The organism is Nonomuraea sp. LP-02 (assembly GCF_036289125.1).
GTDB lineage: Bacteria > Actinomycetota > Actinomycetes > Streptosporangiales > Streptosporangiaceae > Nonomuraea > Nonomuraea bangladeshensis.
Genome location: NZ_JAXCLK010000001.1, coordinates 5,304,163 through 5,325,513 on the forward strand (window position 1 = coordinate 5,304,163; position 21,351 = coordinate 5,325,513).

General features: G+C 72.2%; 23 protein-coding genes. 8 read left to right on the forward strand and 15 right to left on the reverse strand.

From position 1 onward, the window contains the following. Positions 1-3: 3 nt before the first annotated feature. Genes SMD20_RS24540 through SMD20_RS24550 form a run of 3 tightly spaced genes read left to right on the forward strand, consistent with a single transcriptional unit; the run spans position 4 to position 1,550 of the window. Positions 4-867 carry a hypothetical protein gene (locus tag SMD20_RS24540; RefSeq protein ID WP_329584990.1) on the forward strand — a complete coding sequence of 288 codons (864 nt, stop codon included), beginning with the start codon at positions 4-6 and terminating at the stop codon, positions 865-867. Beyond that, positions 864-1,247 (forward strand): YbaB/EbfC family nucleoid-associated protein, encoded by a 384-nt coding sequence (locus SMD20_RS24545; RefSeq protein WP_329584993.1) that lies wholly within the window; start codon positions 864-866, stop codon positions 1,245-1,247. Before SMD20_RS24540 ends, SMD20_RS24545 begins: the two co-directional genes overlap by 4 nt. Positions 1,248-1,259: 12 nt before the next feature. Then, entirely contained in the window at positions 1,260-1,550 is a 291-nt protein-coding gene (locus SMD20_RS24550; RefSeq protein ID WP_329592657.1) for a YbaB/EbfC family nucleoid-associated protein, read from the forward strand. A 78-nt stretch (positions 1,551-1,628) separates the two neighbouring features. On the opposite strand, the gene SMD20_RS24555 is transcribed toward SMD20_RS24550, so the two are convergent. The 3 genes from SMD20_RS24555 to SMD20_RS24565 form a co-directional block, all read right to left on the reverse strand. Further along, positions 1,629-3,881 carry a serine/threonine protein kinase gene (locus tag SMD20_RS24555; RefSeq protein ID WP_329584996.1) on the reverse strand — a complete coding sequence of 751 codons (2,253 nt, stop codon included), beginning with the start codon at positions 3,879-3,881 and terminating at the stop codon, positions 1,629-1,631. A gap of 131 nt (positions 3,882-4,012) precedes the next feature. Continuing rightward, entirely contained in the window at positions 4,013-5,176 is a 1,164-nt protein-coding gene (locus SMD20_RS24560; RefSeq protein WP_329585000.1) for a S8 family serine peptidase, read from the reverse strand. Positions 5,177-5,258: 82 nt separating this feature from the next. Beyond that, the gene (locus SMD20_RS24565; RefSeq protein ID WP_026214895.1) at positions 5,259-5,531 is read right to left on the reverse strand and encodes a WXG100 family type VII secretion target; all 273 of its coding nucleotides are present in this window, start codon (positions 5,529-5,531) and stop codon (positions 5,259-5,261) included. A gap of 129 nt (positions 5,532-5,660) precedes the next feature. Here SMD20_RS24565 and SMD20_RS24570 point away from each other — a divergent pair, with 129 nt between their 5' ends. The 4 genes from SMD20_RS24570 to SMD20_RS24585 all read left to right on the forward strand — a co-directional run bounded on the left by SMD20_RS24570 (position 5,661) and on the right by SMD20_RS24585 (position 10,246). Then, on the forward strand, positions 5,661-6,380 hold the full coding sequence (locus SMD20_RS24570) for an SDR family NAD(P)-dependent oxidoreductase (protein WP_329585003.1): 720 nt from the start codon (positions 5,661-5,663) through the stop codon (positions 6,378-6,380). Between the two features lie 29 nt (positions 6,381-6,409). Then, positions 6,410-8,158, forward strand: a complete 1,749-nt coding sequence (locus SMD20_RS24575) for an acetyl/propionyl/methylcrotonyl-CoA carboxylase subunit alpha (RefSeq protein ID WP_329585007.1) — start codon at positions 6,410-6,412, stop codon at positions 8,156-8,158. A 102-nt stretch (positions 8,159-8,260) separates the two neighbouring features. After that, positions 8,261-9,622: a hypothetical protein gene (locus tag SMD20_RS24580; RefSeq protein ID WP_329585010.1), complete on the forward strand. Its 1,362-nt coding sequence runs from the start codon at positions 8,261-8,263 to the stop codon at positions 9,620-9,622. A gap of 93 nt (positions 9,623-9,715) precedes the next feature. After that, positions 9,716-10,246 (forward strand): GNAT family N-acetyltransferase, encoded by a 531-nt coding sequence (locus SMD20_RS24585; RefSeq protein WP_329585015.1) that lies wholly within the window; start codon positions 9,716-9,718, stop codon positions 10,244-10,246. On the opposite strand, the gene SMD20_RS24590 is transcribed toward SMD20_RS24585, so the two are convergent. The 12 genes from SMD20_RS24590 to SMD20_RS24645 all read right to left on the reverse strand — a co-directional run bounded on the left by SMD20_RS24590 (position 10,227) and on the right by SMD20_RS24645 (position 19,519). Then, positions 10,227-10,856: a TetR/AcrR family transcriptional regulator gene (locus tag SMD20_RS24590; RefSeq protein WP_329585018.1), complete on the reverse strand. Its 630-nt coding sequence runs from the start codon at positions 10,854-10,856 to the stop codon at positions 10,227-10,229. The genes SMD20_RS24585 and SMD20_RS24590 overlap by 20 nt on opposite strands. Before the next feature lie 27 nt (positions 10,857-10,883). Beyond that, positions 10,884-11,174 (reverse strand): gas vesicle protein K, encoded by a 291-nt coding sequence (locus SMD20_RS24595; RefSeq protein ID WP_091090551.1) that lies wholly within the window; start codon positions 11,172-11,174, stop codon positions 10,884-10,886. Beyond that, on the reverse strand, positions 11,171-11,389 hold the full coding sequence (locus SMD20_RS24600; protein WP_329585024.1) for a gas vesicle protein: 219 nt from the start codon (positions 11,387-11,389) through the stop codon (positions 11,171-11,173). The genes SMD20_RS24595 and SMD20_RS24600 overlap by 4 nt, the downstream gene beginning before the upstream one ends. Then, the gene (locus SMD20_RS24605) at positions 11,386-12,144 is read right to left on the reverse strand and encodes a GvpL/GvpF family gas vesicle protein (protein WP_329585027.1); all 759 of its coding nucleotides are present in this window, start codon (positions 12,142-12,144) and stop codon (positions 11,386-11,388) included. The genes SMD20_RS24600 and SMD20_RS24605 overlap by 4 nt, the downstream gene beginning before the upstream one ends. Positions 12,145-12,154: 10 nt before the next feature. Next, complete coding sequence (gene gvpJ / locus SMD20_RS24610) at positions 12,155-12,493, reverse strand: gas vesicle protein GvpJ (RefSeq protein ID WP_329585029.1); 339 nt, start codon at positions 12,491-12,493, stop codon at positions 12,155-12,157. A gap of 13 nt (positions 12,494-12,506) precedes the next feature. Continuing rightward, complete coding sequence (locus SMD20_RS24615) at positions 12,507-12,806, reverse strand: gas vesicle protein GvpO (protein WP_329585032.1); 300 nt, start codon at positions 12,804-12,806, stop codon at positions 12,507-12,509. 3 nt (positions 12,807-12,809) lie between these two features. After that, on the reverse strand, positions 12,810-13,034 hold the full coding sequence (locus SMD20_RS24620) for a gas vesicle protein GvpG (RefSeq protein ID WP_329585034.1): 225 nt from the start codon (positions 13,032-13,034) through the stop codon (positions 12,810-12,812). A 3-nt stretch (positions 13,035-13,037) separates the two neighbouring features. Then, positions 13,038-13,838 carry a GvpL/GvpF family gas vesicle protein gene (locus SMD20_RS24625; RefSeq protein WP_329585037.1) on the reverse strand — a complete coding sequence of 267 codons (801 nt, stop codon included), beginning with the start codon at positions 13,836-13,838 and terminating at the stop codon, positions 13,038-13,040. Positions 13,839-13,841: 3 nt separating this feature from the next. Continuing rightward, on the reverse strand, positions 13,842-14,279 hold the full coding sequence (gene gvpJ / locus SMD20_RS24630) for a gas vesicle protein GvpJ (RefSeq protein ID WP_329585039.1): 438 nt from the start codon (positions 14,277-14,279) through the stop codon (positions 13,842-13,844). 141 nt (positions 14,280-14,420) lie between these two features. Then, positions 14,421-15,425 (reverse strand): LacI family DNA-binding transcriptional regulator, encoded by a 1,005-nt coding sequence (locus tag SMD20_RS24635; RefSeq protein WP_329585041.1) that lies wholly within the window; start codon positions 15,423-15,425, stop codon positions 14,421-14,423. Next, positions 15,422-18,193, reverse strand: coding sequence for a glycoside hydrolase family 3 C-terminal domain-containing protein (locus tag SMD20_RS24640; protein WP_329585043.1), 2,772 nt, complete (start codon positions 18,191-18,193; stop codon positions 15,422-15,424). The genes SMD20_RS24635 and SMD20_RS24640 overlap by 4 nt, the downstream gene beginning before the upstream one ends. A gap of 99 nt (positions 18,194-18,292) precedes the next feature. Then, positions 18,293-19,519, reverse strand: a complete 1,227-nt coding sequence (locus tag SMD20_RS24645; protein ID WP_329585045.1) for an ROK family transcriptional regulator — start codon at positions 19,517-19,519, stop codon at positions 18,293-18,295. A 185-nt stretch (positions 19,520-19,704) separates the two neighbouring features. Between SMD20_RS24645 and SMD20_RS24650 the strand changes: the two genes are divergently transcribed. Then, positions 19,705-21,348 (forward strand): extracellular solute-binding protein, encoded by a 1,644-nt coding sequence (locus tag SMD20_RS24650; protein ID WP_329585048.1) that lies wholly within the window; start codon positions 19,705-19,707, stop codon positions 21,346-21,348. Positions 21,349-21,351 lie beyond the last annotated feature (3 nt).

Sequence of the window (21,351 nt, forward strand, 5' to 3'; positions counted from 1 at the left end):
CTGATGACCACCCCGCCGAACCAGCCGCCCAAGCTGATCGTGCCCGGCTGGAGCACCGCGCCCCAGGGCAACCAGCAGCTCTTCCTGGCGAGCAGGAACAACACCGTCTCCGGCACCGTCCAGGTGAAGCCCGCCGCGGCGGCCGCCCGTACCGATCCCGGGTTCTTCAAGCGCCTGGTCACCGGGCTCAACCCGCTGCGCCAGAACACCCGGGCCGCGATGGCGATGTCCGGCCTCGGCGCGGGCGCGCTGGCCATGGACGTGGCGGCCACCCTCAATCTGGGCAATCCCTTCCTCTTCTACGACCGGCGGGAGACCTGGAAGGAGATGTCCGGCGCGCTGGAGGGCAACAGGTCGAACCTGTGGCGCGGCTACTTCGACCAGATCTCGCCCAACTGGAAGGGCACCGCCGCCGAGACCCTCCAGCAGTACGTGCGGTTCAACGTCAACGGCCTGTTCGGCCAGCTCGGCAAGGTCGGCGACGAGATGAGCGGCGCGATGCACGGCCAGTACAAGGAGGTGCTGGAGTACGACCTGTCGGTCTTCGGCCTCTACGCCGCCTCCGCGCCGGTCCTGCGCTCCCTCGCCGCCATGAGCACCGCGCACCCGGTCGCCAGGGTCGCCCTGATGACCCAGGTCGGCGTCTTCACCACCGCGCTCGGCAACCTGGTCAAGCAGTTCGCCGACGTCTACAACTCCTACGAGGGCGACCTGAACAAGCTGGAGCTGAAGATGAACGACCTCAGGGGCGCCTTCTACAACTCGGCCGACCCCGCGAAGGGCGCCCGCGACCTGCAGCTCTCCCCCACTCTCGCCGACCCGCGGCGGACGGACGACATGTGGAAGCCGAAGGGGGCCGACCTTTGAGCCAGATCGACGCCTTCGCCGAGGGCAGGGAGGGCGACGTCCCCGGCCTGCTGCGCGAGGTGAACGCCTGGTCGGCGCGGATCGCCGGCGCGCTGGGCGAGCTGTCCGGGGAGCGGATGGAGGGCACGGACGCGAGCGGCGCCGTCCGGGCCCGGGTGTCCGGGACCGGGCGGCTGCTGGGGCTGCACCTCGATGCGAGGAAGCTGCGGGAGCTGGACCACGTCCGGCTCGCCGAGGCCGTGAAGGAGGCGGTGGCCGCCGCCCAGGGCGCCCTCGGCGAGCGCCTGGAGGAGCTGACGGCCGCCCTGTCCGGCCCGGACGGCGGCGGCCTGGACGATCCGCTGGCGGCGCACGTCGAGCGCGTCATGCGGGAGGGGTGAGCGGTGGGCGAGATGGACGAGGCGATGGCCCGGCTGGAGGCGCTGATGGCCACCGCGCGGCGGGCCGAGGAGGCGGTGGCGGAGTGGAGCGCGCGCCGCTTCACCGGCCGCGCCGACGAGGGCCGGATCGAGGCCACGACGGACGCCCTCGGCGTCCTGCTCGACCTGCGGATCCATCCGCTGAGCCGGGCCCGGCTGGACGCGCGGCAACTGGCCGACGCGATCACGTCGGCGATCGTGCGGGCGGAGGAGGCCGCCGAGGCCGCCAGGAACGCCCTGGTGCCCGGCCTCCCTCACGCCTGACAGGGCCGCCCCCGTACGACGAGAAACCCCCTCCGGCGCCGGCCGGAGGGGGTTTCTGCGCGTTGTCGTGAGGTGGGGTCAGCCGCAGTTGGCCCAGCCGGCGCTGGTCGCCGAGGAGCCGACGCTGCCGGAGAAGCGGACGCACTTGCCCTTGCCGTTCAGCTTGACCGGCCCGGCGTAGTACTCGAAGTTGCCGCTCTGGCTCCTGGAGCCGCCGCCCTGGACCTCCAGGGTGACGCTCACCGGGGTGGCCTTGCCGACCTCGGACGTCTTCATCGTCACCACGCAGTTCTCACCGGTGGAGGCGTTGTAGAGCTGGAAGGTCTCGCCGGTGTTGAACGACTGCTTGCGCTGCACGTAGAAGCCCCCGCCGCAGACCTGCGTCGGCGTGTACGGGTTCCTGATCACCGGAGGCGCGGTCGTCGGGGCCGCCGTCGGGCGGGTGGACGGGGTCCGCGTCGGCGCCTGGGTCGGCCGGACCGTCGGCTGCGTCGGCCGGGGGGTCGGCGTCTGCGTGCGGGTGACGGTCGGCCTGTGGGTCGGGGTCGCCGACGGCGCGCGGCGGGTCGGGGTGGCCGACGGAGTCGCGGACGGGACCGCCGTGGGGGTGGCGCTCGGGGTCGGGGTCTCGGTGACGGTCGGCGTCGGCGTGGCCGTGACGGTGACCGTCGGGCCGGCCGTCGGCGTCTCCGACGGTCCCATGGTGATCACGTTCGAGTTCGACGGCGTGGGCGTCGGCGTCTCCCGCTCCGTCACGGTCACCGTGGGCTGGGGCGTGGCGGTCGGGGGCGCGGCCGGCTGCGTGGTGACGGGCGGCTGCGCGACCGGCTGGGTGTTGATCGGCAGCGGCGACGGCACCGTGCTGTACTCGGGCGGCGTCGGCGCCTGCGAGGTCCAGTCGCTGGGCAGCGTCATGGGGCCGACGTCGTTCTGGTCGGTGCCCGGCGTGTTCGCCCAGGGAACGGTGACTTCGGGCTGGTTCTGCCCGGTCTGGTCCTGGTTGTTCGGCTGGGGCAGGCCGTTCTGGTTGGTGCTCGCGTTGGTGTCGCCGGCCCCGGCGGGGCCCTGCGTCTTCTGGTCGCCCGCGGCGGCCACCGGCTCGAACTTCTGCGTGGCGGCGTACTGGTTGGCGCCCCACAGCCCGACGCCGGACAGCAGCGCGAGCGCGCCCACGGCGGCGGCCAGGCCGAGCGGGAACTTGCGCGGCGGGCGCGAGGGGACGGTCTGCCCCTGCACCGGCGCCTGCCGCTGCTGCTCGCGCGGCGGCTCCCACATCGGCGGTGGCGGCAGCGGCACGCCCTGCACCGGCTCGGGACCGGCCGGCGCGAGCCCGCCCTGCGGCGGCACGGGCGGCGGGCCCCAGGTCTGCTGCGGCGGCACGCCGTCCATCGGCAGGCCGGGTACGGGCGCGCCAGGACCCGGCAGCCCCTGCATGGGCACGCCCTCGACGGGCATCCCCTGCGGCGGGACGCCGTCCATGGGCAGCGGCGCGCCGGGAGCGGTCAGGCCGGGGATCACCACGCCCTGCAGCGGGATGCCGTCGAGCACGACGTCAGGCCCGGACTCCAGCTTCTGGGCGACGCCGCTCCGCTTGTCGCCGAGGAGCTGCAGCAGCGCCATGTAGGTGGTGGGCCGCTGCCCGGTGTCCTTGGACAGCGCGGCCTGCACGACCCGGCGCAGCGGCTCGGCGAGGGAGCCCAGCTCGGGCTCGCCGTTCAGCACCGCCTCCTCGTCCTGGCCGAAGGGCGCCTGCCCGGTCGCGGCGAAGGCGACGGTGGCCGCCCAGGCGAAGACGTCGGCGTACGGTCCGTAGGCCAGGCCCCTGATCTGCTCCGGCGCGCGGTAGCCGATCTCGCCGGCGGGCTCGCCGAGGTCGACGTCCGTGACGCGGGGGCCGTCCGGGCCGAGGATCACGTTGTGCGGGGTGAGACCCCGGTGGGTGATGCCCGCCAGGTGCACGGCGGTCAGTGCGGTGAGCACGCCCACCGCGACCCGCTCCAGGGTGTCGGCGTCGAGCGGGCCGTCCGCGGCCACGGCCTCGGCCAGGCTGCGGCCCTCGACGTGCTCGCGGACCACGAAGGGGCGGCCCTCGTGGAGGCCGGACTCGAGAGTGCGGGCCACGTACGAGCTGGACACGCGTTGCACCCCGGTGAGCCGAGCGACATCGTCGCTGCCCGCCTCGTGAGCCGAAGGCAACACCTTGATCACTCTTAACGGCGCGTCGTCGGACTCCTTGCCGAGAAAGGCCGCGCCGCGCGGCCCATCGGTGAGACGTCCTGCGATGTCGTACGCGCCCAGCTTCGCGGGATCACCCGGACGCAGGGGGTGCATCTCCATCCCTTCGGTGAAAGATAGATCTTGAAGGGACATTCAACCGCATCTGCCACATTTACATCAGCGGTTTCACTAGCGAATTGACAATTCACCCACAAGTAACGCTTTGGGACACCGTGGAGTAACAGTTAGGACGCCCGTCCCGGGCGCCAGCCGCGCTGCCGCCCGCGCGGGACCAGCAGCACCAGCGCGCCCGCGACCATGATCGCCATGAGCGCGCCCGCCCCCACCGCCATCGCGATGCCCATCGCCGTCTCGTCGCGCGGCGGGACCTTCGCCACGGCGTTCGCCGGCAGCGCGGTGGGCGGCGGCTCTGCCACCACGGGGCCGTTCGCGTCCTCGTACGGCAGGACGGCGGTGAGCGCGAGCAGCGGGTTGATCATGCCCGTCCCGGTGCCGGCGCCGGAGGTGCCGTCGGCGGTGGCGATGATGCGCCGGCGCACCTGCTCCTGGTTGAGCCGGGGGAAACGGGCCCGGACCAGGGCGGCGGTGCCCGCCACGTACGGCGAGGCGAAGCTCGTGCCCTGCAGCCCGCGCATGAAGGAACGGCCCGGCCAGGGGGCGGTGATGTCGGTGCCGGGGCCGAGCACGCCGACCGGGGTGACGGCGTTGGAGGAGTCGGCGCGGCGGCCGTCCGGCGTGGCCGCGCCCACCGCCAGCACGCCGTCGTAGGCCGCCGGGTAGGCGGGTTCGGCCTCGTCGTCCTGGTTGGTGATGTTGCCGGCGGCGGCCACCACGACGATGTCGTTGTCCAGCGCCCGCTGGATCGCGGCCCGCAGCGACGGGTTGTCGGAGGCGCGTACGGACACGTTGATGACGTCCGGCTTGGCGTCCACCGCGTCGTTGATGGCGTTGACCAGGTTGGTGAGCACGCCGTCGGTCTTGTTGCTCTGCTTGAACATGAGCAGCCGGGCCTCCGGCGCGACGCCGTGGAACGAGACCCCGGCCACGTAGCGGGCGCCGATGATGCCGGAGACGGCGGTGCCGTGGCCGACGCAGTCGCGGTAGCCGGTGTGCGTCTCGTCCACGAACTTGGAGATCTGGACCTGCGGGTGGTAGTCGGCGCCGCTGTCGACGACCGCCACCGTCACGCCCGCGCCCCTGGTGAGCTGCCAGGCGGACTTGATGTCGAGCCGTTTCTGCGCCCAGGGCTCGGTGGCGGGGATCTTGACGGTCCCCTTCTTCGGGTTGCAGTCGTTGTCCGCGACAGTGCCCGCCACGGTGCCCGCCGCGGCGGGGGCCGCGGCGAGGTGCAGCGCGAGCAGGCTCGCCAGGAGGGCGCGACCGATCATGTCGAAAGAGGGTATATCGCCCGGCCCGCCCGGGTTCAACGGAAGGAAGCCCCAGCGGGTCGCCAGGGCCTCGTTCCGTTGCTCACTTCGTGGCGGACTCGATGTTCTGCCGGTAGGTGCCGATGACCCGCGAGGCCTCCTGCAGCTCCTCGGTCATCCGCTGGAACGCGGTGCGGTAGTTCTGCCAGGCCTGCTGGAAACGCTGCGCGCCTGGGCCCGTCCACGCGGTGCCGACCTTGGCCGCCTCGCGGTCGAGCGCGGTCATCGTGGTGCGGACCGCCTCTGACTGCTGGGTGAACTGGCTGGCCATCTGCTGCATTTCCGCGGGGTCGCCGCCGAGCATACTCTGGCTCATGCATACCTCCTGGACCGTGTGAAAGCGCCATCACACTAAGCGGGCCCACTGGCCTTCGTCCCGGTTATGCCGAGCGGCTATGGTCTACGCGAGGAACATTCGGGATTTCACGCGGAGGTTCGTCCGGTCATGCGCGAAGTTGTGGTGACGGGCGGCGGCACCGGCATCGGTTACGCGATCGCCGCGGCGTTCGCCTCGCGGGGCGAGCACGTCACGATCACCGGCCGCCGCGAGCACGTGCTGAAGGAGGCCGCGGGCCGCATCGGCGCGGAATACGCGGTCTTCAACGCCGCCAGCCCGGTCGCCGTCCAGGAAGCGCTCGGCGCGCTGCCGCAGCGCGTGGACGTGCTGGTCAACAACGCCGGCGGCAACACCAACCTCGACCGCAAGCAGCCCGGCGACCTCATGGACGTCGCCGAGGCGTGGTGGGCCAACCTCAACGCCAACCTCATGTCCGCGGTGCTCGTCACGACCGCGCTGGCCCCGCGCCTGAGCGACGGCGGACGGGTGATCTCCATCGGCTCGATCGCCGCCCGCGGCACCGGCTCCGGCTCGTACGGCGCCGCCAAGGCCGCCCTGGAGTCCTGGACCGCCGACCTGGCCGCCGAGCTGGGCCCGCGCGGCATCACGGCCAACGTGGTCTCCCCCGGCCTCGTCCTCGACACCGAGTTCTTCCGCGGCCGTCTCACCGAGGACGGCATCAGGGCCCGGGTGGACAACACCCGCAACGGCCGCCCCGGCACGCCCTCCGACGTGGCCGATACCGTGCTGTTCCTGGCGGGCGAGGGAGCCGGGCACGTCACCGGGCAGGTGCTCCACGTCAACGGCGGCGCCTACCTGGGCCGCTGAACCATCGATTTCGGGAAGGACGGACGTCGGTGCGGAAGGTGCTGATCGCCAATCGCGGTGAGATCGCCGTACGGGTGGCCCGCGCGTGCAAGGACGCCGGGATCGGCAGCGTGGCGGTCTACGCCGACCAGGACCTCGACGCCCTGCATGCCAGGGTCGCGGACGAGGCGTACGCGCTGGGCGGGCAGTCCCCCGCCGAGACCTACCTGGACATCGCCAAGCTGCTCGACGTGGCCGCCCGCAGCGGCGCGGACGCCGTGCACCCCGGCTACGGGTTCTTGTCGGAGAACGCCGCCTTCGCGCGGGCGGTCATCGACGCCGGGCTGACCTGGATCGGCCCGCCACCCGCCGCCATCGCCGCGCTCGGCGACAAGGTGCAGGCCAGGCACATCGCCCAGAAGGTCGGCGCGCCGCTGGTCGCCGGCACCAAGGACCCGGTGTCCGGCGCGGACGAGGTCGTCGCCTTCGCCCAGGAGCACGGCCTGCCGATCGCGATCAAGGCCGCGTACGGCGGCGGCGGACGCGGCCTGAAGGTCGCCCGCACCCTGGAGGAGATCCCCGAGCTGTACGAGTCCGCGGTCCGCGAGGCGGTGGCGGCCTTCGGGCGCGGCGAGTGCTTCGTCGAGCGCTACCTCGACCGGCCCCGCCACGTCGAGACGCAGTGCCTGGCCGACGCCCACGGCACCGTCGTCGTCGTCTCCACCCGCGACTGCTCCCTTCAGCGCCGCCACCAGAAACTGGTGGAGGAGGCCCCGGCCCCGTTCCTCACCGCCGAACAGGAAAGACTGCTGCGCGACTCCTCCAAGGCCATCCTGCGCGAGGCCGGCTACGTCGGCGCGGGCACCTGCGAGTTCCTCGTCGGCCACGACGGCACCGTCTCCTTCCTGGAGGTCAACACCCGCCTCCAGGTCGAGCACCCGGTCACCGAGGAGGTCGCCGGCGTCGACCTGGTCCGCGAGATGTTCCGCATCGCGGGCGGCGAGGCGCTGGGCTACGACGACCCGCCGCTGCGCGGCCACTCCATCGAGTTCCGGATCAACGCCGAGGACGCCGGGCGTGGCTTCCTGCCCGCGCCCGGCACGCTCACCTCGATGCGCCCGCCGGCCGGTCCGGGCGTGCGCCTGGACGCCGGCTACGAGGCGGGGATGACGGTGCCGGGGGCGTTCGACTCGCTCGTGGCCAAGCTCGTCGTCACCGGGCGTGACCGGCGCCAGGCGCTCGACCGGGCCCGGCGGGCGCTGGCGGAGTTCGAGATCGACGGGATGCCGACCGTGCTGCCCTTCCACCGGGCCGTCGTGACGGACCCGGCGTTCACCGGGGAGCCGTTCTCCGTCCACACCCGGTGGATCGAGACCGAGTGGGACAACACGGTCGAGCCGTACCAGGGGGCCGTGGCCACGGGCGAGGAGGCGGCGCGCGAGCGGGTGACCGTGGAGGTCGGCGGCAAGCGGCTGGAGGTCCTCCTGCCGGCCGGGCTCGGCGCCGCCGCCGCTACGCCCTCGGCGAACAGAGCGCCCCAGAAACGCGGGCGTGGCGGGACCCGCAAGCCGGCCGCCGGCGGTGACACCCTGGTCAGCCCGATGCAGGGCACGATCGTCAAGGTGGTGGCCGCCGACGGCGACACCGTGGCCGAGGGCGACACGATCGTGGTGCTGGAGGCCATGAAGATGGAGCAGCCGCTCACCGCGCACAAGTCCGGCACCGTCACCGGTCTGGCGGCGGCCGTCGGGCAGACGGTGACCTCCGGGGCAGTGATCTGCGAGATCAAGGACGCCTGACGCCAGGAGGCCCGAGCGGCGCGGACAGATCCGGTAGCGTGAACGGTGAGGAACTTTGCCGACCGCCCGTTCGTCCTCATGGGCGAAGGAGGCTTGCTGCCAATGACCCATTCGCTGCGCCGAGCAGGGGCCGCGATCGCGGCTCTGATCGCCGGTCTGTTCGTCGTTCTTGCGCTGTCCCCTGCCGCCAACGCGGCGGCTCCCCCTGATGCCCAGTCGGTTGTGTCCCAGTGGAAGAAGGACCCGCTCTACACGGTGTCCGGCTCCTCGTTGACGTCCGACCAGCAGAGCGAGATCAGTGACGCGCTGAAGGGGGCCGACAGCAAGATCTATGCCGTGGCGTTGCCCGACGGCACGATCGACCAGAGCAATGTCGCGTCCTACACCAGCCAGCTCACCTCGGCTCTGAAGAGCGCGGGCCGGCCCAGCGCCACCGTCGTGGTGCTCGACGGCATGACGATGTTCGTGGCGTCCACCGCCATGCCGCAGAACCTCGCGGCCCAGTTGTCCAACCGCGCCACCAGCGCCAACTCCGACGTCGTCGACGGGTTCAAGGACTTCGCCCACCGCGTCGACCTCGCCCTGTCCGGCGACAAGTCCGCGCTCAACTCGGGCAGCCAGGCCAACCCCGGCGCCGGCGGCACCGCCGCGCTGGTCGGCCTCGGCACGCTGGCCCTGGTCGGCGGCGGCGGCTACTTCCTCTACTCCAGGAACAAGAAGAAGAAGCAGGCCATCCAGGACGCCAAGGACCTCGCCGCGGTCAAGCAGACCGTCGAGGAAGACGTCACCAAGCTGGGCGAGGAGATCACCACGCTCGACACCGACGTCAAGCTCGCCGGCGAGGGCGGTCAGCACATCCAGGAGTGGGAGACCGCGCTCGACTCCTACGAGAAGGCCAAGACCCAGCTCGCCACGGTGGAGCGCGCCGACCAGGTGCGCGAGGTCACCCAGACCCTTGAGGACGGCCGCTACGCGCTGGCCGTGGTCAAGGCCAAGGTCAACAACGAGCCGGTGCCCGAGCGGCGCGCCCCCTGCTTCTTCAACCCGCAGCACGGCCCGTCCGTCCGCGACGTGCGCTGGGCCCCGCCCGGCGGCGCCGTCCGCGACGTGCCCGCCTGCCGGGCCGACGCCGAGGCCGTGGAGCGCGGCTTCGACCCGCAGATGCGTGAGGTCATGGTCGACGGCCAGCGCCGCCCCTACTACGACGCGGGCCCGGCCTACCAGCCCTACGCCTCCGGCTACTACGGCGGCTTCGGCGACGTCATGACCGGCATGTTCATCGGCACCATGATGGGCAGCATGCTCGGCGGCTTCGGCCACGGCGGCTACGGCGCCGGCTACGCGGAGGGCTACGCCGACGGCGGCGGCGGTGACTTCGGCGGCTTCGGCGACTTCGGTGGCGGAGGCGACTTCGGCGGCGGAGGCGACTTCGGTGGTGGAGACTTCGGCGGCGGCGACTGGTAACCACCTGCCCGACCACCCGGCGACGCCCCTCGCGGACCATCCGCGAGGGGCGTTCCCCTTTGCGGGGCGGGCGGGATGCATAGGATCGGGCGAATGAGCTACCTCGCGTACGGCGACCGGGTCGGCCTTCGTCACCTCGTCATGGACGACGCGGCCGAGATCGTGGCGCTGAACAAGGAGAGCCTCGACCTGCACGGCGCGTGGCTGCCCGGCTCGCCGATCATCACCCTCGAGGAGTTCGAGAGCTACCTGGGCCGTTTCGACGGCGGCGCGCACGAGGGCTTCGTGATCTGCCGGCTCGACACCGGCGCGATCGCCGGCCGGATCAACGTCAACAACATCGTCCGCGGCACCCACCAGTCCGGCACCGTGGGCTACGCCGCCTACGCCTCGACGACCGGCCGCGGCTACATGACCGAGGGACTACGGCTGCTGGTCGCGTACGCCTTCGAGGAGCTGGGGCTGCACCGGCTGGAGGCCAACATCCAGCCGGCCAACACCGCCTCGCTCAACGTGGCCAAGCGGGCCGGCTTCCAGCGCGAGGGCTATTCGCCGAACTTCCAGTTCATCGACGGCGCCTGGCGCGACCATGAGCGCTGGGCCGTCACGGCGGAGATGGTGTGAGACCGGCAGGCGCCCGGGTCGCCAGGTCGAAGGCCGTGGCCAGCTCCCGCGCGTAGACCTCCAGGTCCAGCTCGGGCCGGGTCTGGAGCAGGAACGGCAGCCCGTCGATGCTCCGCTGGATCGCCGCGGCCATGACGAAGGTGTCGAACGGGCGGAACTCGCCGCGTTCCTGCCCGTCCCGCAGGATGATCTCCAGGTGCCGGAGCGTGTCGCCGTCCTCCTCGGGGCCGTAGAAGGCGCGCTCGCCCCGGGGATGCAGGAAGATCTCCATGACCGCCTTCATCCGCTCCCGATGCCCGGCGACGAACCCGACCAGCCCGGTGATGTAGGCCCGCAGCCGCCCCCGGGCGTCGGTGGCCGCGCCCACCTGCTCGGTCATGTGCCGGCTCAGCTCCCCCAGCACGTCCGCCAGCACGGCCGCCATCAGCTCGTCCTTGCCCGCGAAGTGGTACGAGATCAGCCGCGTGCTGCTCAGCCCCGCCCGCGCGGCGATCCTGGCGAAGCTGGCCTGGTTGTAGCCGAGCTCGGCGATCGTGTCGATGGTGGCGGCCACGATCTGCGCGCGCCGGGCCGCCCCCGTGAAGGTGTGTCCGCCGGACGTTACTCGCATGAGTAATTCGTACCACTCGTGCGGCGGTCACTCGGTCGGCAAGAGGGTGCCGAGCGGGCCGAGGTCGAGGTTGAGGTCGGCGGGGGTCAGTTCGAAGCGCTCGCACAGGTCCCCCATCGCCTCCTCCAGGCGCATCAGCGTGACCCCCAGGGCCTCCACCTGCTCGTCGGTCAGGTTGCCCGCGTCCATCCTGCGTACGCACTGGCGCTCGACGAGCTGGCGTACCAGCTCGACGATGGTGAGGACGAGGCGGGACAGGTCGCGCTGGACCGTGTCCGGGTCGGCGGCGATGCGCCAGCGGGCGCCCTCCTCGCTCATGCGCCCTCCAGGGTGTCCGCGGAGGCGAGGACCGTCCGCAACGAGATGCACACCAGGTCGATGTCCGCGATGGACAGGATGATGTCGCCGCTCAGGACGACCCCGCCGGCGAGCAGCCGGTCCAGCAGGTCCACGAGCGAGACCCGCTCGGCCGGCAGCCGGTCGCTCAGGATGATCTCGTCGGCGGACGTCCTCTGCAGCAGCGACTCCGTCACCGGGTCTCCATCACCGTGAACGAGTACGGCGCCCACGGCCCGGTCACCGTCACCTCGACCCCTCCGCCGCCCAGCTCCCCGGCCAGGGCGGCGAACTCCGCGACGCGGCCCTCGTCCACCAGGTAGGCGCCGTTGAGCAGCATCCAGTCCGTACGCCCCGACAGGCGCGGATCCTGCGGGCGGTGCCGGCGGCTGGCGACGGCGACCGTGGCGAGGGCGGCGTGGATGTGCTCGGCCCGCGCCAGCGCCTGCCGCCTGTTCTGCTCGCGCCCGCGCAGGTTCGCCCGCCGCCGCTGGAGGTAGGCGGTGCCCGGCTTGCCGGGCTTCTCACAGGAGGGCCGCTCGTCCGGCTGCTCCTCCGACGTGGGGTCGGCGAACGCCTTGACGCCCCACTCCCTGCGCCCGGCGACCTGCTCCAGGACCTCGGCGAAGTCGCAGGACCGGCGCTCCAGCAGGTCGTTCACCTGCTCGTCGCCGTCGTAGACGGTGACCAGGCGCACGGGCGCGGTCGGGGTGGCGGCGGCCACGGCGTCCACCACGCGGTGGTGGGCGCGGGCGGTGCCGGCCAGCCAGTCCATGTCCTCCAGGGAGCGGCGCAGCGGCTCCTCGCCGAAGCGTTCCATGGGCACGCTGCTCACGTACGCGACCAGCCCGCCGCGCACGATCGTGCGCACGTCGGCGTCCGCGACACCCGGCGGGCAGGCGGACACCTCGTCGCGGGCGACCGCGTACAGATAGGTCCCCGTGTCACTCATCGGCCCCGTGTCACTCATCGACGGCCCTCCGGTCCTCCATCGCCGCGAGGCGGCGGCGCAGCCGGCGGTTCTCGTCGACCAGCTCCCTGTCCCTGCCGGTCAGGAACGGATCGTGCTTCCACCAGTCGATGCCGAGCTCCCTCGCGGTGTCCACGGACGCGATGACCAGCCGCAGCTTGATCGTCAGCAGCTCGATGTCGAGCAGGTTGACCCGGATGTCGCCCGCGATGACGATGCCCCGGTCGAGCACCCGCTCCAGGATGTCGCCCAGGTTGGCCGCCTCGTGGCCGGTCGAGGCCGACCCGTACGAGGGGCGGGCGACCGGCCCGCGGTTCGCTACCGTGTCCACGTCACGCCCGCGCTCATGCGTTCTCCCCGTTGTCGCTGCTGCCTCGCCGGTAGCGGCGCAGCCTCTTGTATGCCAGCAAGTTCCCCTCCTCGTCGAGCTCCACCTGGTAGAGCGCGAGGATGTCGCCGGTGGAGGGGATCCGGCGGTCCTCGACGACCTCCACGCTGACGATCCAGCCGCCCTCGGCCGGGGTGACCGCGGTCACCCCCTCGGTCTCCTTGGTCGTGAGGTCGGCGATGAGGCGCAGCGCCGCCTCGCCGGCCGTGGCCGCGCTCAGCGCGCCCGTGGCCCGCTGCTCATCCGTTTCGGGCATCGGTCACCTCCCTGTAGCTCTGCGGAGCACGAGGGTGACGGCCTCGTCGTGCTCCTCCTCCGAGATCTGTCCGGCCTCCAGGGCCGCGTCGATCTCCTCCAACTGCCGCCGGATCGCGACGGGGCTCCTCATCTGCTGCTCCGCCTGGTCCTGGATGACCTCGCCCAGCTTGACCACGAACCGCACCGGCGCGATCGGCAGGAGGAGGAGCTCGACGAACAGGTTCACGCCTCACTCCTCGGCCGCCTGCGCGACGACGAAGTCGTACGGCGCGAGCGGCCCGAGCAGCCGGATGTTCACCCGCCCGGCCCAGCTCTCGGCGAAGTCGCCGAGCCGCTGCTCCAGGGTCTCCTGCTCGTCGGAGCGCATGAGCAGGGCGAGGTTGACCGCGTCCTGCTCATGCGACGGCTCCCTGATGACCGCCTGGGCGTAGCAGCCGGCCAGGGCGTCGAGCAGGGTGCGCGTGTCCAGGTCGCGCTTGGCCTCGACGCTTCCCGCGATGATCTCGCCGAGCCGGATGCGCTCGTTCCTGGTGGCGTCCTCGGAGGTGCCGCGGATGGCCTCGCGCAGGCTCGCGGCCTCCGGGTTCTCGGCGAGGATCTCGCCCATGAGGGCCTCTTCGACGTAGCGGCCCTTGACGATGTACTCGGCGCAGCCCTCCAGCTCGTTGAGCGCGGCGAGGAAGTCGTCGTGGTGCGGCGCGAGCAGCTCCTCCGTGACGGCCTCCTCGTTCGTCAGCACCGAGCCGAAGCGGAACGGCAGCACCGCGGCCGTGCGGGAGACGGCGTCGAGCAGCCGCTCGTGGGCGAGGAAGTCGCCGGGCCTGCCGATCGGCCGGTCGACGTCGACCTCGCTGACGAGGGCGCCGATGTCGCCGTGGCGGACGAGGCGCACCTCGCCGGCCGGGTCGCCGAGGCCGTGCTCGTCCGGCGGCACCTTCGTGCCCGCGGGCACGATGCCGTAGACGTAGACACCGAGGGTGACCTCGGTGTCCTGCTCGGGCGCGCCCCGTTCCTTGGCCGGTCGTCCCATGTCCTATCGGTCCTCTCGCTCGACGCGGGTCTCCGGCTGCCGCTCCTGCTGCTTGGCCGCCTGGACGGCGGGGTCGGCGGGCTCGTCGCGGGCCGACTCCAGCACGCCCTGGATCACTTCCTTGTGCTCGTCGGCGGGGCCGACCTCGGCGGGCTGCCCGCCCTTGACCTGGGCGACGGCCTCCGGCAGGCTCTTCTCGGTCTTCGTCAGGTCGAGCCGGTTCACGGCCTCGGCGAAGCGGAGATAGGTGTCGACGCTGGCGATGACGACCCGGGCGTCGATGGTCAGGATCTCGATGCCCACGAGGGAGACCCGGACGTACGCGTCGATCACGAGACCCTTGTCGAGGATCGTGTCGATGACGTCGGCCAGGCCCGACGAGGACGACTTGCCGCCGCTCGGCTGCCCGCCGCCGCCGGCCGGCTGCACTGACGTGGTCATGGCTATCCCTCCCGCCGCAGCCGGCCCTCCCCTCGGGAGGACGACGGCGGCTCGCCACAGCCGACTTCCCCAGCGGCAGGCGACAGCCAACGCCATATGGCGAGATATCGGGCAGCCTTGACCTGCGGCTGAACGCCCGCGTCAGGTGCTGCTACGTACGGCCAGCAGCGGGGGCAGCAGCGTCGAGTCCGGGACCACGCGGCCCTCCAGCTTGTCCATGACCAGCCGCACCGCCTCCCGGCCCACCTCCTCGGCCGGGATCAGCACCGAGGTCAGCGGCGGGCTCGCCCGCTCGGCCACGTCCTCCGGGCAGATCGCCACGACCGCCACGTCCTGCGGCACCCGGCGGCCGAGCTGGCGCAGCGCGGCCAGCACGTGGCTGACCGCGGCCTCGTTGTGCACGACCACGCCGGACAGGCCGGGATGGTCGAGCAGCAGGTCGCGTACGGTCTCGTAGACCTCGTCGAAGGTCTCCTCACAGGGCAGCGCCACGCCCTTCAGCCCGAGGTCGGCCACCGCGGCCGCGAAGCCGTCGCGGGTGCGGGTGGCGAAGCCGGTGCCCCGGTCGTAGACCACCGAGGGCGCGCCGAGCAGCGCGATCTCCTGGTGGCCGCGCTCGGCCAGGTGCTCGGCGCAGCGCGCCCCGGCCGCGTGGAAGTCGAGGTCCACGCAGGTCAGCCCGGCCGGGCGGGCGGGGAAGCCGATGAGCACGCTCGGCTCGGCCAGCTCGCGCAGCAGCGGGACGCGGCGGTCGTCCAGCTCGACGTCCATGAGGACCAGCGCGTCCACCAGCGCGCTCGCCGCCACCCTGCGGATGCCGGCCGTGCCCTCGTCGGCGGTCAGCAGCAGCACGTCGTGGTCGAAGCGGCGGGCGGCGGTGACGACCGCGCTGGCGAAGCGCATCAGCACCGGCACGTGCATGCCGGCCCGCAGCGGCAGCACCAGGGCGATCACGTTGGACCGTTTGCTGGCCAGCGCGCGGGCGCCGGCGTTGGGGTGGTAGCCGAGCGCGCTGATGCTGTCGAGCACGCGCCGCCGGGTGTCCGCCGAGATCGTGCGCTTGCCGCTGAGCACGTACGACACCGTGCTCACCGCCACGCCCGCGTGTTTGGCGACCTCGGAGATGGTGACGGTGCGCCGGCTCAAGCCCCGGCTCCGAAGTCGAGCCGGGCCAGCCGCACGCCGTCGTTCTCGAACACGACATAAAGATCGTGCACTCCGTCGGCGGGCGCAAGGGAGGAGGTGATGGCCTGGTGGTCGTACCGGTCTGTCCTGGGGACGGGGAAGGTCGCCAGCTCCTGGCCGTACAGCGGGTCGTCGCGGCGCAGGGTGATCATGCCGCCCTCCGCGCCGCCGGCCGTGGCCACGCAGCTCCGCACGCCGGTCAGGTCCACTTGGCGGAACAGGATCCAGGCGCCTTCGGCGTCGGCGCGTACGGCGTCGCCGGCCTGCCGGGTCTCGGCCGTGAACGTGATGGCGTCGTACTCGTCGTGGGCGGCGGCGCGCAGCGGGCCGCGCTGGGGCGGGACGACCTCGCCGTCCACCTCGAAGCGGGCGCTCAGCCGCAGGTCGGTGGCGCTGCGGCCGACCATGAGCTGATGCGGGGCGCGCTCCACGACGAACCGGTCGCGGGTGACGTCCCAGAAGGCCAGGTCGGCGACCGGCAGGGCGAGGGTGACGACGCGGCTCTCGCCGGGCTCCAGGCGTACCTTCTCGAAGCCGCGTAGCCGGCGCAGCGGCTGCTTGACGCGGGAGCGCTGCTGGTGGGTGTAGAACTGCACGACCTCGACGCCGGGCCGGCCGCCGGTGTTGGTCACCGTCGCGCGCGCCGTGACCGTGCCGTCCTCGACCGACACCCGCAGGTCGGAGTAGTCGAAGGTGGTGTAGCTGAGGCCGTGGCCGAAGGGGTGCAGCGGGATGCCGCGGAAGTACAGGTAGGTGGCGTCGGAGGCGATGATGTCGTAGTCGAGCAGGTCGGGCAGCTCCTGCTCGGAGCGGTACCAGGTCTGGGTGAGGCGGCCCTCGGGGTCGGCGTCGCCGAACAGCACCTCGGCCAGGGCGTGGCCGTACTCCTGGCCGCCGTGCGCCGACCACAGCACGGCCGGGATCTCGTCGTCGGTCCAGGTGAGCGGGTAACCGCTGGTGATGACCATGACGGTGCGCGGGTTGGCCTTGCGCACGGCGGTGAGCACGGCGTTCTGGGCGGGGGCGAGGGCCAGCGTGAGGCGGTCCTCGGTCTCGCGGCCGTTCACCAGCGGGTGGTCGCCGACCACGACGACCGCCACGTCGGCCGCGGCGGCGAGCGTCGCCGCCTGCTCGACGCCGCTGCGCAGCACGTCCATGGCCAGCCAGACGGCCTGGTCGGCGTCGTCCACCAGGCGCAGCACGCCGTCGCCCGCGGCGCCGACGTAGCAGCCGGTCGAGATGTGGCGCAGGGCGAGCGTGCCGCGCGGGCGCTCCTCCATGCGGAACGTCTCGCGCACCTCCCACCCGTTCGGGCCCGGCTGGTCGTTGACCAGGGTGCCGTCGTTCACGGAGACGTAGCGGCCGGTGGTGACCGAGCGCAGCGCGTACGCCCCGCCGCCCCAGTCGAACAGGTCGAACGCGCCCGCCTCGGCCGCTCCGGCGCTGAGCGGCCCTCCTGCGGGGTCGGCGCTGACCGGGCCGGCCTCGGCGGTGAACGTCACCCGGTCCACGGCCTCGCAGAAGACCGTCTCGCCGCGCTCGGCCAGCCCGGCGCGGGCGGTGACGGAGTAGGGCAGGGTGCCGCTGTACCAGTCCTCCATGAGCGTGTCGCCGAGCTGCCCGATGACCGCGATCCGGGGGCGGCCGGAGAGCGGCAGCAGGCCGTCGTTGCGCAGCAGCACGATCGAGCGGCGGGCCGCCTCCCTGGCCAGCGCCTGGTGCTCGGGGCAGTTGACCACGCCGTCGGTGATCTCGTCGTACGGGGTCGCCGGGTCGAACTCGCCGAGCCTGAACCTGATCGACAGCACGTGCCGCACCGCCGTGTCCACGTCGGACTCGGCCAGCAGGCCCTGGTCGAGGGCGTCGCGCAGGTGGGCGAGGGTGGTCTCGGGGCGGTCGTCGTCCTGGGTGAAGCTGTCCAGCCCGGCCTTGACGGCGTGCGCGTACGCCTCGGCGGGCGTGTCGTGGTAGCCCTGGATGCCGGTGAGGTTGCCGGGGGCGTACGCGTCGCTGACGACCAGCAGTTCGTCCGGCGCCCAGGCGCGCAGGAGCTCGTTGATGAGCGGGCTGAGGTGCGCGGGCCGGCCGTTGACCAGGTTGTAGGAGGGCATGACGGCCACGGCCGCGCCCTGCTCGACGGCCGGGCGGAAGGCGGGCAGCTCGTACTCGTGCAGCACGCGCGGCGGCAGGCCGCTGGAGGTGGTGCAGCGGTCGGTCTCGTTGTTGTAGGCGAGGAAGTGCTTGAGCGTGGGGGCGGTCCTGAGCCTTTCGGGAGCGCTCCCACGAAGGCCGTGCGCGTACGCCGCTCCCATGACGCCGGTCAGCCAGGGGTCCTCCGAGTAGCCCTCCTCGTTCCGGCCCCAGCGCGGGTCGCGCAGCGGGTTGACCACGGGGGCCCAGACGTTGAGCCCGGCCCCGGCCGGGTCCTTGTGGTGGAAGGCCACGACCTCCTCGCCGGTGGCCTCGCCGACCCGGCGTACGAGGTCGAGGTCCCAGGTCGAGGCCAGGCCGACGGCCTGCGGGAACACCGTGGCCGGGCCCAGCCACGCCAGCCCGTGCAGCGCCTCGGTGCCGGTGCGGAACGGGCCGAGCCCCAGCCGCTCGACCGGCGCCTGGTACTGGTGGAGCAGGCCGACCTTCTCCGCGAGCGTGAGCCTGCGCACCAGGTCGTCGATCCGGTCGGTCAGGGGGGCCGACGGGTCTCGGAAGGGGGGTTCGTGCATGGTCATCCCTCGAAAGAGTGTCGAAGCGCTTCGACGACCGGCCTGGGGAAGTTACGCGGACATTTCGGTGGGTTGACTGAAGGGTGCACTTCCGCGTGACCAAGGTCAAGGGATTCGCGACAATCCTCCGGGCAATCTTCCCGAGTCGACGGAGTCGAGCACCCGCGCCGCGCCCCCCAGCGCGGCGGCGTCCTGGCCGAGCGTCGAGGCCACCACCCGGCAGCCGCCCGCGTCGGGGGCGAGCACCCGGTGGCCCAGCTCGGCGTGCACGGCGGGCAGCAGCCAGGGTGCGAGCGGGACGTAGTAGCCGCCGAGGACGACCACCTCGGGATCGAGCAGGTTGGCCAGGATGGACACGCCCCGGCCCAGGCTCCGCCCGGCCGCCGACAGCGTGGCGAGCGTGCCGGCGTCGCCCGCGCGGGCCAGCCGTACGACCTCCTCGATCTCGATCTGGATCTCGGCGGGGTGGATCTCGGCGGGCGCGGGCACCCCGCGCAGCACGGACCCGATGCCGGCCATCGCCTCCAGGCAGCCGCGCCGCCCGCAGTGGCACGGCGGGCCGTCGGGGTCGAGCTGGACGTGGCCGATCTCGCCGCTGTAACCGAGGCCGCCCCTGCGCAGCCGGCCGTCGAGGATGATGCCCGCGCCGACGCCGATCTCGCCGGTCAGGTAGACGAGGTCGGCCGCGCCGGCGTGCGCGCCGAAGCGCTGCTCGGCCAGGGCGGCGAGGTTGGCGTCGTTGTCCACCTGGATCGGGAAGCCGGGGTCGCGCAGCGCCTTGGCGAGGTCGCCGCCGAGGTCGGCGTCACGCCAGCCGAGGTTGGGCGCCAGGCGTACGGTGCCCTGCACGTCGACCAGCCCCGGCACCGCGACGGCGAGGCCGAGCACCTGGCGCTCCTCCTTGGCCATGCGGTTGACCACCCGCCGGACGATCGCGCCGACGCTCGCCACCCCCTGGCTGGCCGAGTCGCCGGCCGAGAACGAGCGCCGCCAGGTGAGCAGCCGCTCCCCCGCGAGGTCGGTGGCCACGGCCGAGACGTGGTCGACGTTGATCTCGACGCCGATGGCGGCGTAGGGGGAGCCGTCGAGGACGAGCATGGTGGCGGGGCGGCCGACGCGGTTCTCGGTGAGCCCGGTCTCGCGGACCAGGCGGCGGTCGATGAGGTCGGCCACCAGGCTGGACACGGTCGCCTTGTTGAGCCCGGTGGTGGCCGCGATGTCGGCCCGCGAACAGGGCGCGTGCTCGCGGACGAACCGCAGCACGACCGCGAGGTTGGTGGCCCGTACGTCGGCGAAGTCGGCCGGCTGCGGGCCGGTCGTAGAAGTGATCAATATCAGCCCCGTTCCCGCCAAGAGATGACCCAAGCATGCCGCATCGTGGGCCTCCTTCACCAACCTGTGACCGCTCCGGTCCCTTGTGGCCGCGCCATCAGTCTACTAATTTGTTTGGTCGGAATACCAACTAACTTTCAGGCTGATTTTCCTCGGGCCCCTCCCGCCCGTCGAAGGGACGAGCCATGCCATCAACCCCCACGACCCGCCGCGGCTTCCTCGGCCTCGTCGGCGCGAGCATCCTGGTCGCCGGCTGCGCCGAGAAGCAGTCGGCGTCGAAGGGCACCGCCGTCGCGGCCGACAAGCTGAAGAGCCTGGTGCCGACGCGGGTCCCCTTCGAGATCCCCGGGCTCAAGCCCGACCTGCCCGGCAGCGAGTTCGTCGCGCCCGGCTTCCTGAGCCGCCCCTCCGCCATGGTGCAGGCCGTCACCACCAAGCCGCTGACCAGCGGCAAGGAGGTGACCGCGATGACGCCGCTCTGGGGCACCGTGCCGCCCGGCCTCGGCGACAACTCCTACTACGACATCGTCAACGAGCGCCTCGGCGGCCCCGTCCGCTTCAACATCTCCGACGGCAACACCTACGGGCAGAAGCTCAGCACGCTGCTGGCCAGCGGCGACGTGCCCGAGATGGTGTGCGTGCCGCAGTGGGAGCTCATCAAGATCGCGCACTTCACCGAGGCCGCCAACAAGCTCTTCGCCGACCTGTCGCCCTACCTCGCCGGGGACAAGGCCAAGGAGTTCCCGCTCCTCGCCAACTACGACACCGCCGCCTGGCAGTACAGCGTCTTCGGCGGCGTGCTCCAGGGCATCCCCTGGCAGAACGACCCGTTCCCGTTCGCCACCTTCGTCCGCCAGGACATCCTGGAGGAGCTGGGCCTGGAGCACCCGAAGAGCGGCGACGACCTGCTCGCCCTCGGCAAGGCCATCACCGACCCGAAGAAGAAGCGCTGGGCCTTCGGCGGCGGCATGGAGCAGGAGATGCAGCGGGCCTTCGGCGCGCCCCGCGAGTGGCGCAAGAAGCCCGACGGCACCCTGGAGTACAAGTACGAGACCCCCGAATGGGCCGCCGCCATCGAGTTCATGACCAAGCTCTTCGCGGCCGGTCACGTGCACCCCGACATCGCGGCCAACAAGGACGCCGACAACAAGGGCATCTTCGGCAGCGGCCAGATGGTGATCTACCGCGACGGCCTCGGCTCCTGGCACGAGAACCTGGGCCGCTTCCAGGCCGACAACCCCAAGTTCGACCAGCAGATCGTCGCCCCCTACCCGGCCAAGGCCGGTGGCCGGACCATCGTGTGGCGCAACGAGCCCGCCAGCATGTTCGCCTTCATCAAGAAGGGCCTCGGCGACGCGCGGACCCGCGAGCTCCTCGCGCTCGCCAACTGGACCTCCGCGCCGTTCGGCACCCAGGAGTACGAGCTGGTCTTCAACGGCGTCGAGGGCAAGCACTACACGGTCGAGAACGGCAAGATCAAGCAGACCGCGCTCGGCCGCAAGGAGGTCGCGCCCACGTACATGTTCCTGTCCGGCCGGCCCAGCGCCAACGAGAAGAGCCAGTACGAGGGCCTGGTCCAGGCGCTCTGGGATTGGGAGACACAGGCCGCCAAGCTGCTGGAGAACGACCCCTTCGTCGGCATCCGGGTCGAGACGCCGTCCAAGATGGCGGGTCTCGTCACCCCCACCGAGGACAAGATGCAGGAGATCTTCCGCGGCAAGCGCCCGATCTCCGAGTGGCCGAAGATCCTCAAGGAGTGGCAGGACCAGGGCGGCAACGAGGCGCGCGAGTTCTACATGAAGGTCGCGCGCGAGAACGGGCGGCTGTGAGGG